The organism is Micromonospora sp. WMMD1274 (assembly GCF_049179035.1).
In the GTDB taxonomy this organism is placed as follows: domain Bacteria; phylum Actinomycetota; class Actinomycetes; order Mycobacteriales; family Micromonosporaceae; genus Micromonospora; species Micromonospora tulbaghiae.
The window spans coordinates 6600648-6613819 of sequence record NZ_JBMHMG010000001.1; the positions used below are offsets into that span (position 1 = coordinate 6600648).

14 protein-coding genes are annotated in these 13172 nt (G+C 74.6%); 9 read left to right on the forward strand and 5 right to left on the reverse strand.

Features of this window, described 5'->3' with window-relative positions; translation table 11 throughout:
• Positions 1-29 precede the first annotated feature (29 nt).
• From ACN27D_RS31170 to ACN27D_RS31180, 3 genes are read left to right on the forward strand one after another with little or no spacing between them, the layout of a single operon-like run.
• On the forward strand, positions 30-1232 hold the full coding sequence (locus tag ACN27D_RS31170; protein ID WP_120570024.1) for a D-arabinono-1,4-lactone oxidase: 1203 nt from the start codon (positions 30-32) through the stop codon (positions 1230-1232).
• The gene (locus ACN27D_RS31175) at positions 1229-1606 is read left to right on the forward strand and encodes a sensory rhodopsin transducer (protein WP_120570023.1); all 378 of its coding nucleotides are present in this window, start codon (positions 1229-1231) and stop codon (positions 1604-1606) included. Before ACN27D_RS31170 ends, ACN27D_RS31175 begins: the two co-directional genes overlap by 4 nt.
• Positions 1607-1639: 33 nt before the next feature.
• Positions 1640-2740, forward strand: a complete 1101-nt coding sequence (locus ACN27D_RS31180) for an FUSC family protein (RefSeq protein ID WP_421500695.1) — start codon at positions 1640-1642, stop codon at positions 2738-2740.
• 9 nt (positions 2741-2749) lie between these two features.
• Here ACN27D_RS31180 and ACN27D_RS31185 read toward each other — a convergent pair whose 3' ends face one another.
• Positions 2750-4150 (reverse strand): acyl-CoA synthetase, encoded by a 1401-nt coding sequence (locus ACN27D_RS31185; RefSeq protein ID WP_421501220.1) that lies wholly within the window; start codon positions 4148-4150, stop codon positions 2750-2752.
• Positions 4151-4282: 132 nt separating this feature from the next.
• On the opposite strand from ACN27D_RS31185, the gene ACN27D_RS31190 reads away from it, so the two are divergent.
• A complete protein-coding gene (locus ACN27D_RS31190) occupies positions 4283-5410 on the forward strand; it encodes a CaiB/BaiF CoA transferase family protein (RefSeq protein ID WP_393379460.1) in 1128 nt (375 codons plus the stop codon).
• Between the two features lie 18 nt (positions 5411-5428).
• On the opposite strand, the gene ACN27D_RS31195 is transcribed toward ACN27D_RS31190, so the two are convergent.
• On the reverse strand, positions 5429-5845 hold the full coding sequence (locus ACN27D_RS31195; protein ID WP_393379462.1) for an ASCH domain-containing protein: 417 nt from the start codon (positions 5843-5845) through the stop codon (positions 5429-5431).
• A 17-nt stretch (positions 5846-5862) separates the two neighbouring features.
• Positions 5863-6882 carry an aldo/keto reductase gene (locus tag ACN27D_RS31200; protein ID WP_421500696.1) on the reverse strand — a complete coding sequence of 340 codons (1020 nt, stop codon included), beginning with the start codon at positions 6880-6882 and terminating at the stop codon, positions 5863-5865.
• 147 nt (positions 6883-7029) lie between these two features.
• On the opposite strand from ACN27D_RS31200, the gene ACN27D_RS31205 reads away from it, so the two are divergent.
• Complete coding sequence (locus tag ACN27D_RS31205) at positions 7030-7605, forward strand: TetR/AcrR family transcriptional regulator (RefSeq protein WP_358176983.1); 576 nt, start codon at positions 7030-7032, stop codon at positions 7603-7605.
• A gap of 8 nt (positions 7606-7613) precedes the next feature.
• Here ACN27D_RS31205 and ACN27D_RS31210 read toward each other — a convergent pair whose 3' ends face one another.
• A complete protein-coding gene (locus ACN27D_RS31210; RefSeq protein WP_421500697.1) occupies positions 7614-8492 on the reverse strand; it encodes an alpha/beta hydrolase family protein in 879 nt (292 codons plus the stop codon).
• A 109-nt stretch (positions 8493-8601) separates the two neighbouring features.
• Here ACN27D_RS31210 and ACN27D_RS31215 point away from each other — a divergent pair, with 109 nt between their 5' ends.
• The gene (locus tag ACN27D_RS31215; protein WP_358176977.1) at positions 8602-9138 is read left to right on the forward strand and encodes a GNAT family N-acetyltransferase; all 537 of its coding nucleotides are present in this window, start codon (positions 8602-8604) and stop codon (positions 9136-9138) included.
• 1 nt (position 9139) lies between these two features.
• Here the strand turns inward: ACN27D_RS31215 and ACN27D_RS31220 are convergent, their stop codons facing one another.
• Complete coding sequence (locus ACN27D_RS31220; RefSeq protein ID WP_349877237.1) at positions 9140-9550, reverse strand: MmcQ/YjbR family DNA-binding protein; 411 nt, start codon at positions 9548-9550, stop codon at positions 9140-9142.
• A 165-nt stretch (positions 9551-9715) separates the two neighbouring features.
• On the opposite strand from ACN27D_RS31220, the gene ACN27D_RS31225 reads away from it, so the two are divergent.
• The 3 genes from ACN27D_RS31225 to ACN27D_RS31235 all read left to right on the forward strand — a co-directional run bounded on the left by ACN27D_RS31225 (position 9716) and on the right by ACN27D_RS31235 (position 13166).
• Positions 9716-10831, forward strand: coding sequence for a WD40/YVTN/BNR-like repeat-containing protein (locus ACN27D_RS31225; protein WP_421500698.1), 1116 nt, complete (start codon positions 9716-9718; stop codon positions 10829-10831).
• Entirely contained in the window at positions 10828-11124 is a 297-nt protein-coding gene (locus tag ACN27D_RS31230) for a MoaD/ThiS family protein (RefSeq protein ID WP_018784437.1), read from the forward strand. Before ACN27D_RS31225 ends, ACN27D_RS31230 begins: the two co-directional genes overlap by 4 nt.
• A gap of 86 nt (positions 11125-11210) precedes the next feature.
• Positions 11211-13166, forward strand: coding sequence for a beta-propeller domain-containing protein (locus ACN27D_RS31235; RefSeq protein ID WP_421500699.1), 1956 nt, complete (start codon positions 11211-11213; stop codon positions 13164-13166).
• The last annotated feature ends 6 nt before the right edge of the window (positions 13167-13172 follow it).

Here is a 13172-nt window from a genome sequence, read left to right on the forward strand (position 1 = left end):
CACGGGTAAGCGGCCCGGGGAGGGCCGCTGTGACACGCGAGTTCGTGAACTGGTCCGGCAGCCTCCGCTTCACGCCGGCGGAGCGGGCCGAGCCCGCCGACGAGGCGGAGGTGTGCGCGCTGGTACGCCGTGCCCGGGAGAGCGGCACCACCGTCCGGCCGGTCGGCTCCGGGCACTCGTCCAGCCCGCTGGTGCGTACCGACGGGATCCTGCTGAGCCTGGACCGGCTGTCCGGCGTGATCTCCGACGACGGGCGCCTCGCGACCGCGTGGGCCGGCACCAAGCTCAGGGCGCTCGGCGAAGGGCTCTACGACGCCGGGCTGGCCATGGACAACCTGGGTGACGTCGACTACCAGTCGATCGCCGGGGCGACCGCCACCGGCACCCACGGCACCGGCATCGGCTTCGGGAACCTGAGCACGCAGGTCACCGGCGTACGCCTGGTCACCGGCACCGGCGACGTGCTGGACGTGGACGCGCGCCGCAACCCGGACCTGCTGCCCGCCGTCCGTCTCTCCCTCGGCGCGCTGGGCGTGGTCACCCGGATCACGCTCGACGTGCAGCCGACCTATCAGCTGCACCGCCGCTCCTGGTGCGCGCACCTGGACTGGACCCTCGACCACCTCGCCGAGCTGCAGCACACCAACCGCAACATGGACTTCTACTGGTACCCGCGCAGCGATCGCACGCAGATCCGGGTGATCAACCGCATCGACACGGACGCCGCGCCGGAGCGGGCGGAGGTCCGGTTGCCGGACGGCGAGCCCCGGCAGAGCCAGGTCGGGCCGACCCACCGCACCATTCCCCGGGACCGGGAGCTGCGCTTCGAGGAGATCGAGTACATGCTGCCGTCGGAGGCGTTCCCGGCCTGCTTCGCCGAGGTGCGCCGCCGGGTGCGCGACCGGCACCGCCGGGTGGCCGCCTGGCGGGTCCTCGTGCGCACCATAGCCGCCGACGACATCTGGCTCAGCAACGCCTACGGCCGCCCCACCACCACGATCGCCTGCCTGCAGAACACCTCGCTGCCGTACGAGGAGTACTTCCGGGACGTGGAGGCGGTGTTCCGGCACTACGGCGGACGCCCGCACTGGGGCAAGAAGCACTGGCTCGGCGCACGGGACCTGCGTCCCCTCTTTCCCCGCTGGGACGACTTCCAGGCGGTGCGCCGCCGGCTCGACCCGGACGGGGTGTTCCTCACCCCGGACCTGGCCCGCCTGCTGGAGGAGCAGTGAACGGGCCGGTCGGCGCCCGGATCTGGGTGGTGCCCGGCGGGCACGTGCCGTTCCCCGCGCACGGCCCGGAACCGGCGTTCACCGCCTTCGACCAGCTCTGCGTGCTCAACGCCGGCGACGAGGACGCCGAGCTGGAGCTGGACTTCTACTACCAGGACGCCGAACCGGCCGGACCGTACCGGATACGGGTCGGTGCCCGACGCATCCGGCACGTACGGGTGAACGACCTGATCGACCCGGAGGCGGTGCGGCTGGACCGCCCGTACGGCTGCGTGCTGCGCTCCCCGGTCCCGGTGGTGGTGCAGTTCCTGCGCCAGGACACCCGGCTGCCCGGGGTGGTGGCGCTGACCGGCACGATGGCGTACCCCGGGTGAGGTTCGAGCGGGCGACCGCGGGTACCCGGGCGCATGCGGGATGCCGTCGACCGGGTACGCGACGCCGGGCGGTCGAGCCGCCGGAGGCTGCGCACGTACTTCCTCGTGGCGGTCCAGGCCGGCCTGGCCGCCGCGCTGGCCTGGACGGTGGCCCGCGAGGTGCTCGGCAACCCAGACCCGACGTTCGCGCCCGCCGCGGCGGTGAGCGTCATCGCCGCCTCGCTCGGCAACCGCACCCGGCGGACCGTGGAGCTGGTGGTCGGGGTGGTCCTCGGCATCGTCGTCGGCGACCTGCTGGTGCGTCTCTTCGGCACCGGCCCGTGGCAGACCGGCGTGATCGTGTTCCTGGCGGTCTCCGCGGCGGTGCTGGTCCGCGGCACCGGCGCGCTCGTCACCCAGGCCGGCGGTACGGCGGTCCTGGTCGCCACGCTGACCCCGGTGTCGCCCGACCTGGAGCTGCCTCGGACCGTCAACGCGCTCGTCGGCGGCGTCGTCGGCCTGCTCGTGGTGCTGGTGATCGCGCCGCTGAACCCGCTGCGCGCGGTCCGCCGCGTCGCCGACCCGGCGCTCGACACGTTCGCCCGCCAGATGACCGCGTCGGCGGAGGCGCTGGCCCACGCCGACGTACGCGCCGCCGACGAGGTGCTGGAGCGGATGCGCGCCGCCGAGACGGAACTGGACCGCATCGACGAGATGGTCGGCGCCGCCGCCGAGGTGGTCCGGTTCTCGCCGGTGCGCTGGCGGCGACGGCGGGCCCTGGCCGCGTACCGGCGCGGGGCCGAGCACCTGGACCGGGCGTTCCGCAACAGCCGGGGCATGGTCCGCCGGATCGGCACCGCGTTGCGGGACCGGGAGCCGGTGCCGCCGGAGCTGCCCGCCGCGCTGGAACACTTCAGCGAGGCGATCCGGCTGCTGCACCGGGCGTTCCTGGCCGCCGACGAGCCGGTCGCCGCCCGGGAACGGGTGCTGCGCGCGGTCCGCGCCGCGGGCGAGGCGTGCCGGCAGGACATCGGCTTCTCCGGCACCATCGTGGTGTCGCAGCTGCGGACCGTCGCCAACGACCTGCTGCGCGCCACGGGCGTACCCGCGGACGAGGCCCGCCGCCAGGTCCGCCGCGCGGCGGCGGCCCGCTGAACGGGCCGCTCACACCTCGGTCAGGCGGGACTTCTGCACCTTGCCCATCGCGTTGCGGGGCAGCGCGCCGACCAGCCGCACCTGCCGGGGGCGCTTGTGCGCGGACAGGTGCCGCGCCACGAAGTCGATCAGCTCCGCCTCGGCCACGCCGTCGCCGACCACGTACGCGGTCACCTGCTGCCCCAGGTCGGGGTGGGGCGTGCCGACCACCGCCGCCTCCCGCACCCCCGGGTGGGCCAGCAGCGCGTCCTCCACCTCGCCGGCCCCGATCCGGTACCCGCCGCTCTTGATCAGGTCGGTGGCGGCCCGGCCGACGATCCGGTGTGCGCCGTCCGGGCCGACAGTCGCGACGTCGCCGGTGCGGAACCAGCCGTCCGCCGTGCGGGTGGCCGCGTCGGCGTCCGGCCGGTTCAGGTAGCCGTCGAACAACGTGCCGCCGCGTACCTGGAGCTCACCCATCGCCTCGGCGGGCAGCGGGCCGCCGTGCTCGTCCACCACCCGCGTCAGCACGCCGGGCAGCGGCACGCCCACCGTGCCGGGCCGCCGGGGACCGTCCGCGCGGGCGCTCACCGTCACGAGCGTCTCGGTCATCCCGTACCGCTCCAGCGGCCGGTGCCCGGTCAGCCCGGCCAGCGCCGCGAAGACCGGCTCCGGCAGTGCGGCGCTGCCGGACACCAGCAGCCGGGCGCCGCGCAGCGCCCGCGCCGCCGCCGGTCGCGCCGCGATCCGCGACCAGATCGTGGGTACGCCGAAGTACATCGAGGCGCCCGCCGCCGCGTACCGCTCGGGGTGGGGCCGGCCGACGTGGCGCAGCCGGCTGCCGACGCGCAGCGGGCCGAGCACGCCGAGCACCAGTCCGTGTACGTGGAACAGCGGCAGGCCGTGTGCCAGCACGTCGTCCGGGGTCCACGCCCACGCGTCGGCGAGCCCGTCCAGGCAGGCGGCGATCGCGCGGCGGGACAGCACGGCGCCCTTCGGCGCGCCGGTGGTGCCGGAGGTGTAGAGGATCAGCGCGGTGGCCGCCGGGTCGGGCTCGGGGTGCCGGGTGTCCGAGCGCCGGGCCAGGTCCAGCGGCACGACCGGCGGCGAGCCGGCGTCGGCGTCCGGTGCGCCCGGCCCCGCCAGCAGCAGTTCCGCGCCGGAGTCGCGCAGGATGTGGTCGCGTTCCATCGGGCCGGCGTCCGGCGGCACCGGCACCACCGCCGCGCCTGCCAGCAGCCCGCCGACCACGCCGACCACCGTCTCCAGGCTCGCCGTCGCGGGCACCGCCACCCGGGCCGCGCCCCGCAGGTCGTCGGCGACGGCGGTGGCCGCCCGGCGCAGCTCCACCCAGGACAGCGACCGGTCTCCCACGCGCACCGCGCCCGGGCGGTCGTCGGCGGCCTCGGCGAGCCGGCTCAGCAGCGACACGGGCACCCCTCTCACCGGTACGTCCGCCCGGCGTGTCGGCGGACCCACCGTGACCGTAGCCGGGGCGGACACCCCGGCCCGGCGCGCCGTCAGGAATGTGTCATCGTGGTCGGCGGCGAGGGAGGGATGGGCATGTCGGGTCCGTTGCGCGGGGTGCTGGTCGCCGACTTCTCCCGCATCCTGGCCGGGCCGTACGCCACGATGCTGCTGGCCGACCTGGGCGCGGACGTGGTCAAGGTGGAGGCGCCCGGTGGCGACGACACCCGCGGCTGGCGGCCCCCGGTGCGCGACGACGTCTCCACCTACTACCTCGCGGTCAACCGCAACAAGCGTTCACTGGTGCTCGACCTGACCGACCCCGGCGACCGGACGCTGGCGCACCGGCTGGCCGACCGGGCCGACGTGCTGATCCAGAACTTCCGCCCGGGCGCGCTGCGCCGCTTCGGCCTCGACCACGACACGGTCACCGCCCGCAACGCCCGCCTGGTGTACGCCTCGATCAGCGGCTTCGGCGCCGCCGGGGGCGCCGACCTGCCCGGGTACGACCTCATGGTGCAGGCCGCGGCCGGGCTGATGAGCCTCACCGGGGACGCGGACGGCCCGCCCTACAAGGCCGGGGTGGCCGTGTTCGACGTGATCGCCGGGCTGCACGCGGCGGTCGGGATCCTGGCCGCGCTGCGGCACCGCGAGGAGACCGGGCGCGGGCAGCACGTCACAGTGGACCTGCTGTCCTCGGCGCTGTCCGGGCTGGTCAACCACACCGGCGCGCACGTCGCGGGGGGAGCTGCACCGCACCGGATGGGCAACGCCCATCCGAGCATCGTGCCGTACGAGCCGCTGCCCACCGCCGACGGCGAGCTGGTGGTGATCGCCGGGAACGACGGCCAGTTCCGTACCCTCTGCCGGGTGCTCGGCGTGCCGGAGCTGGCCGGCGACGCGCGGTTCCGCCGCAACGCCGACCGCACCGCGCACCGAGACGAACTGCGCCCGCTGCTGGTGGCGGCGCTGTCCCGGCGCGGCAGCGCGGAGTGGTTCGCCGAGCTGCGCGCCGCGGGCGTGCCGTGCAGCCCGATCAACTCGGTCGCCGAGGGGGTCGCGCTGGCGCAGGGGCTCGGCCTGGATCCGGTGGTGACGGCCGGCGGGGTGCCGGGCATCCGGAACCCCATCGGCCTGTCCGGCACCCCACCCCGGTACGAGCTGCCGCCGCCGGACCTGGACGAGCACGGTGCGGAGCTGCGCGCCTGGCTCGCCGCCGAATGAGCTCGGGCCGGCAACCCGTCAGAGCGTCTCGACCAGGCGGAAGCGTTCCAGCACGGCCGGGGTGTCGTCGTCCACCGTGAAACCGGGGTCGCCAAGCCAGCCGCGGTAGTCCTCGCCGTGCCAGAACCGCTCGTGGCCGGCCCGCCAGGCGGCGACCGTGTCGAACCCCTCGCCCTCGTCGCGCGCGTGGTCGAGATCGACGTCGCCGAGGCGGGCGACGCGGACCTCGACCAGCTCGATCACCGCCACCGGCCGGCCGTCGGAGTCGATCACCGCCGAGCGGGTGCCGACTGCGGGCAGCGGCTCGCCGTCGATCTCGTAGTCCTGGACCAGCCCGGTGGTGGTGGTCTTTCTCCCGTCGAGCACCGCGGCGACGAGCTGGTCGCGCAGCGGGCCCGGGAAGGCGAACTCGAACGTGGGCAGCTCGGCATCCATGCGCGGCAGCGTAGCGGTCAGCGGCGGCGCAGCGCCGGGTCGAGCAGCGCGGGCGGGGTGTCGTTCTTCTCCTGCGGGGCCAGGTCGACGCCGGGGGCGACGATCGCGTCGACGGCGTCCAGGACGTCGGCGGTGAGGACGGTGTCCGCGGCGGCGAGCTGGCTGTGCAGGTGCTCCGGCGTGCGCGGTCCGATGATCGCGCCGGTCACGGCGGGGTGCGCGGTGACGAAGCCGAGGGCGAGCTGGATCAGCGTGAGGCCCGCCTCGTCTGCGACCGTGGCCAGCCGTTCCACCGCATCGAGCCGGGCCCGGTTGGCCGGGACGGCGGGGTCGAAGCGCTGCGGCATGAACGTGGACCGGTGGGTGGTGATCTCGCGGCCGGCTCGGATCGCGCCGGAGAGCCAGCCCGAGGCCAGCGGGCTCCAGACCAGGACGCCGAGCCCGTACCGCTGCGTCACCGGCAGGACGTGCGCCTCGACGCCGCGTTGCAGGATCGAGTAGCTGGGCTGCTCGGTGACGTACCGGCCGAGGTGGTGCTCGCGGGCTGCCCACTGCGCCTCGACCAGGCGGTGGGCCGGGTAGGTGGAGGTGCCGAAGTAGCGGATCTTGCCGGCTTGCCGCAGGTCGGTCAGCGCGGACAACGTCTCCTCGTCGCTGGTGGCCGGATCCCAGCGGTGGATCTGGTAGAGGTCCACGTGGTCGACGCCGAGCCGGCGCAGGCTGTCCTCCAGCGCGGTGACCAGCCGCCGCCGGGAGCCGCCGCGGTGGTTGCGGTCCTCGCCCATGGGCAGGGCGGCCTTCGTCGCCAGCACCACGTCGTCGCGGCGGCCGGCGATCGCCCGGCCGACCATCTCCTCGGAGATGCCGTTGCCGTAGACGTCGGCGGTGTCGATCAGGTTGATCCCGGCGTCCAGGGCGGTGCCGACGAGCGCGGTGGCCTCGTCCTGGGTGGTACGCCCGATCGGGCCGAGGTTCATGGCGCCGAGCGCGAGCGTGCTGACCTGTACGCCGGTGCGGCCAAGGGTGCGGTACTGCATGGGTTCCCTCCGGTGGCCGCGCCGGGCGCGGCCTGACTCGGTGATCTCGCGTCCCGCCTGGCATCATGGCCATGCGGAACATTGCTCCGGTAACGATACGGAGCGTTGTTCCGTTTAACAAGCTCATGCCGGGAGAGGACGCCGAACGTGACCGACACCACCGGGCCGGGCCGCCGCCGGGCCGACGCGCAGCGCAACCAGCGCTCGCTGCTCGACGCCGCCGCCGCGGTCTTCGTCGCCTCCGGCGTCGAGGCGCCGGTACGTGACATCGCCGCCGCGGCAGGCGTCGGCGTCGGCACGGTCTACCGGCATTTCCCGACCCGGGCCGACCTCGTCGTAGCGGTCTACCGGCACCAGGTCGAGGCGTGCGCCGAAGCCGGGCCGGTCTGCCTGGCGCAGGCACCCACCCCGTACGCGGCGCTGACCCGGTGGATCGACCAGTTCGTCGATCTGCTGGTCACCAAGCACGGCCTCGCCGCGGCGCTGCGCGCGGACAGCGGGCAGTTCGACGCGCTGCACGGCTACTTCGTCGACCGGCTGGTGCCGGTCTGCGCCCGGCTGCTGGACGCCGCGGCCGAAGCCGGCGAGATCCGCGGGGACACCGACGCGTACCAACTTCTGCGCGGCGTCGGCAACCTGTGCATCGGCGCGGACAGCGATCCCCGCTACGACGCGCGCCGGCTGGTCGGCCTCCTGCTCGCCGGGCTGCGGCACCGGGACTGACGGCCGGGTCAGCCGACGGGCGGCAGCCGCCCGTCGAGCCAGTCGAGGAGCACCCGCTCGTACTGCGGGCTGACCCTGTCCAGGTCCTCGGCCCCGCCGAGCGTGGGGGCGTGGTCGCAGCCGGCCAGCCGGGCCACCGTCAGCTCGGCGTCGCGGGCGCTCCGCCGCCACACTGCGAGGCTCTCCTCGATCGGGATCCACGCGTCCGTCTCGCCGTGACAGAGCAGCACCGGGCCGGTCAGCCGCGCCAGGACCGGCGCCGGGTCGTAGTCCATGTCGGTCCAGGTGCCGGGCGTGGCGGGCAGCTCCTCGGGCAGGAACGCCAGCGGGAACCACTGGCGCCGCGCCGCCACGTCGATCGCCGCCTGCGCCACCGGGCGGGCCACGTCGCCGCGCAGGTAGTCCTCGACGAGCGCGCGCAACCGAGTCAGTTCAGCCACGTCGGCCGGGCCGTACCCGTTGCGGCGCAACTGCTCGGCGGTGCCGTAGCGCATCTGCCTCGCGGGGCTCACGCCGCTGCACCCCACCAGGACCAGGAAGTCGACCGGGCACCGGGTGGCGGTCAGCGCCGCCGCCCACGCGCCTTGGCTGAAGCCCCAGAGCCCGACCGGGACCGCCCCGACGTGCCGGCGCAGCTCGGTCACCGCGGCCGACGCGTCCGCGGCCTGGTCGGCCAGTGGCACGTCGTGCCCGTCCACGCGCGGACGGCGGTCGTAGCGCAGCACCGCGATCCCGGCCGCAGGTAGCAGCCGGGCCAGGTGCGCGTAGAGGAAGTACGAGCGCTGCCCCGCGTGCGAGCCGTGCAGCACCACCATGCCGCCGCGTACCGGCCCGGCCGGCAGGTCGACGACCGCCGGCAGTCCCGCCGCGCCGACCGTCGTCTCCATGCCGGGCAGTGAACCACGAGCCGTCCGCCCCCGGTGGTCCCGGCCGCCGTCCGGGACACCCGCGTGCGTACGCTGACCAGGTACGTCGCCGCGACCGTGGAGAACCGCCATGACCAGCCCCGCACCCCGTGCCGTCCGGGTCGCCCGCCCCGAGGACGTGGCCGCCCTCGTCGACCTGATCGAGTCGGCGTACCGGGGCGAGCGCAGCCGCCAGGGCTGGACCCACGAGGCGGACCTGCTGGCCGGGCAGCGCACCGACCCGGAGATGGTGGCCGCGGCGGTCACCGGCCCGGGCGGCGTGGTGCTGGTCGCCGAGCAGGACGGCGCCCTGGTGGCCTGCTGCCAGCTCGAACGCCGCGACGACCACGTCTACTTCGGCATGTTCGCGGTGGCCCCCGGCCGGCAGGGCGGCGGCCTGGGCCGGGAACTGCTGGCCGAGGCCGAGCGCTACGCGGCCGAGCAGTGGCACGCCGGCGAGATGCGGATGACGGTGATCGTCCAGCGCGACGACCTGATCGCCTGGTACGAGCGGCGCGGCTACGTGCGCACCGGCGAACTGAGCCCGTTCCCGTACGGCGACGAGCGGTTCGGCGTGCCGCTGCGGCCGGACCTGGCGTTCGAGACGCTGCGCAAGAAGCTCGGCTGACTCAGCCGGGCCGGTCGACGAGCGCGACCAGCTTCTTCGGGGCCAGCACGCAGTAGCTCTCGGTGAGCAGCTCGGCGACCTCGGTCCAGTCCGTGTCCGCGTCCAGCCGCAGCCCGACCACGTCGGCGGCCCAGTCCGGCTTGAAGAAGTGCGGCCCGGCCGCGAGCAGCCCGGCGATCTCGTCACCGGGGGAGCGGAACGTCATCACGCAGACCGGCTCGTCGGTCGCCGCGGCCCGCGCGTACGCCGCCTGGTGGCCCGGGTCGACGGTGAGCACGTGGGCGAACGTCCGGCCGCGGACGCGCCATCGCACGCCCACCCAGGCCGCTTCCTCGTAGGTCTCCGGCAGGCCGAGGCAGACCGGCCGCAGGCGGGCGAGGTGCTCGGGTGGGACGTCTCCGGGGCCGGTCATGCGCGCAGGCTAGCCGCAGCCTCCGACAATCCGGCCGCACCGGCGTGGCGGCCCGCCGCCGCGCGTCGGGGAGGGAAATGTCGTAGCCGGGGAGTACGACAGCGATGAGTTTCGGTGAGCCGCACGGTCATTGCGGGGAGAACCCCTCGGACGAGAGGACGAGACATGAGCGGCGTACGAGTACTTGTCGGCACGCGCAAGGGCGCGTTCATCCTGACCTCGGACGGCAGGCGCGACGACTGGACCGTCGACGGGCCGCACTTCGGCGGCTGGGAAATCTACCACCTGACGGGGTCACCCGTCGAACCGGACCGGCTGTACGCGTCCCAGTCCGGCGGCTGGTTCGGGCAGCTGATCCAGCGCTCGGACGACGGCGGCCGGACCTGGGCGACTGTCGGCAACGACTTCGCCTACAGCGGCGAGGTGGGGCAGCACCTCTGGTACGACGGCACCCCACGGCCGTGGGAGTTCAAGCGGATCTGGCACCTGGAGCCGTCCCGCCACGACCCCGACACCGTGTACGCGGGCGGCGAGGACGCCGCCCTCTACCTGTCCACCGACGGCGGTCAGAAGTGGTCCGAGCTGACCGCGCTGCGGCAGCACCCGACCGGCCCGTCCTGGCAGCCCGGCGCGGGCGGGATGTGCCTGCACACGATCATCCTCGACGCGGCCGACCGGGACCGGATCTACGTCGCGATCTCGGCGGCCGGCGCGTTCCGCAGCGACGACGGCGGCGCGAGCTGGCTGCCGATCAACAAGGGTCTGCGTTCCGGCGAGATCCCCGACACCGACTCCGAGGTCGGGCACTGCGTGCACCGTCTCGCCCAGCACCCGTCCCGGCCGGACACGCTGTTCATGCAGAAGCACTGGGACGTCATGCGCACCGACGACGCGGGCGCCAACTGGCGGGAGGTCAGCGGCGACCTGCCGACGGACTTCGGCTTCCCGATTGCGGTGCACGCGCACGAGCCGGAGACGGTCTACGTGGTGCCGATCACCAGCGACTCGCTGCACTACCCGCCGGAGGGCAAGCTGCGCGTCTACCGCAGCCGTACCGGCGGTGAGCACTGGGAACCGCTGACCGAGGGGCTGCCGCAGTCGCACTGTTACGTCAACGTGCTGCGCGGCGCGATGGCCGTCGACACGCTCGACCCGTGCGGCATCTACTTCGGCACCACCGGCGGTCAGGTCTACCACTCGGCCGACGGCGGCGACACGTGGGCGCCGATCGTGCGGGACCTGCCGGGCGTGCTCTCGGTCGAGGTCCAGGTGCTGCCGTGATCCGGGTGGTGCTGCCGGCGCACCTGAAGAACCTGGCGCACGTCACCGGCGAGGTACGCGTCGAGGTGGCCGGGCCGCCCACCCAGCGGGAGGTGCTCGACGCGCTGGAGGCCGCGTACCCGATGCTGCTCGGCACGATCCGTGACCGGCACAGCGGGAAGCGCCGGCCGTTCGTCCGCTTCTACGCCTGCGAGCTGGACCTCTCCAACGAGTCCCCGGACGACCCGCTGCCGGAGGAGGTGGTCGCCGGCAAGGAGCCGTTCATCGTGCTCGGCGCGATGGCGGGCGGTTGAGCGCCACGGCCGGCCGTTGAGCGGCACCACCGGCGGTTGAGCGGCACGACCGGGAACCGCGCTCGCCGGCGCCACGTCTGACCGGCATGACCCGTCACGGATACCGGACGCTCGGATGCACGCTGACCGTCACGCTGGCTCTCGCCGGCTGCACCGCGTCACCGCCGGCCGCCGACCCGCCACCCACCGGGCGGGTCGCACCGGCCGGCGGGCTGCGGCTGGTGGCGTTCGACGGCTGCGACGAGGCGCTGCGGCAGCTCCGCACGGCAGCGAAGGCGGCGGTCGGCCCGTGGGGATTCGGCGCGGACGACCTCCGGCAGTTCAGCGCGGAACGGGCGACGGCGCTCGGCGGCGTCGCCAAGGACGCGAGCGGGGCGTCCGCGGCGGGCTACTCCGGCACCAACGTGCACGAGGCCGGCGTGGACGAACCGGACCTGGTCAAGACCGACGGGAAGCGGATCGTCACGGTCACCCGGGGCGTGCTGTCAGTGGTCGACCCGGCGAGCCGTCGCGTGACCGGCCGGCTGGCGCTCGATCCCGACGCCGAGCGGTTCTCCGGCGGCGAGGCGAGCCTGCTGCTGCACGGCGACCGGGCGCTCGTGCTGCTGCGCGCCGGCCGGACCGTCAAGGGCCCCGTACCGGGCAGGCAGACGCGCCCGGGCACGACCCCGCAGGCCCGGCTGGTCCTGCTGGACCTCGCCGGACCGCCGCGCGTGGTCGGGGAGTACCGGATCGACGGCCTCCTGGTCGACGCCCGGCAGTCCGGCGCGACCGCCCGCGTGGTGATCCGGTCCGCGCCACGGCTCGACTTCCCCTACCGGTCCGATCGCAAGACGGACGCCCAGCGGATCGCCGCCAACCGCGCGGTCATCGACAAGGCCACGCTCGACGACTGGCTGCCCCGCTACGAGATCCGCGACGACGTGCGGACCGTCGGCACCGGACGGGTCGGCTGCGACCGGGTCAGCCGGCCGGCGGGCTTCTCCGGCGCGTCGATGGTGACGGTGCTCAGCTTCGACCTGGGCGCGTCCGCGCTCGGCGCCGGTGACCCGGTCACCGTGGCCGCCGACGGCGACACCGTCTACAGCAACGGCGCACGCCTCTACGTCGCCAACGACCAGCGCTGGCGGACGTGGCGTGGCGGGCCGTCCGCGGCACGCGACACCAACACCGAGATCTACCAGTTCGACACCGCGGCGGGCACACCCCGCTTCGTCGCCGCCGGGTCCGTGCCCGGCTGGCTGATCGACCAGTACGCGCTGTCCGAGTGGGACGGTCACCTGCGTGTGGCGACCACGACGGGTGACACCTGGGGCCGGCGGACCACCTCGCAGTCCGGCGTCTACGTGCTGCGCACCGACGGCGCCACGCTGACGCGGGTCGGCGCGGTCACCGGTCTGGGCAAGGGCGAGCGGATCTTCGCGGTGCGGTTCGTCGGCGGCACCGGATACGTGGTCACGTTCCGGCAGACCGACCCGCTGTACGGAGTGGACCTGCGTGACCCGGCCACGCCCCGGGTCACCGGCGAGTTGAAGATCAACGGGTATTCGTCGTACCTGCACCCGGCCGGCGACGGCCGCCTGATCGGGGTCGGGCAGGACGCGACCGACCGGGGCCGGGTGACGGGCACGCAGGTGTCGCTGTTCGACGTGGCCGACCCGGCCCGGCCGGCGCGGCTCGCCCAGCACCACGTCGCGGGCGGCTGGTCCGAGGCGGAGAACGACCCGCACGCGTTCCTGTACTGGGCGCCGGAGCGCCTGGTGGTGATCCCGGTGCAGCGTCCGGGCGTGGTCACCGACCGCGCCGACGGCGTCAAGGGCACCCCGTCCGGCGGTGTGCTGGCGCTGCGCGTCGGCGACAAGGGCTTCACCGTGGCCGGTGCGGTCGACCACCCCGGAGTCCTGGCCGACGACGGCAGGGAGTGGACCCCGATCCGCCGCTCGCTGATGGTCGACGGCGTGCTCTGGACGGTCTCCGACGCCGGCCTCAAGGCGACCGCCCTGTCCGGCATGACCACCCTGGCCTGGGTGCCGCTGACCTGACGCCGA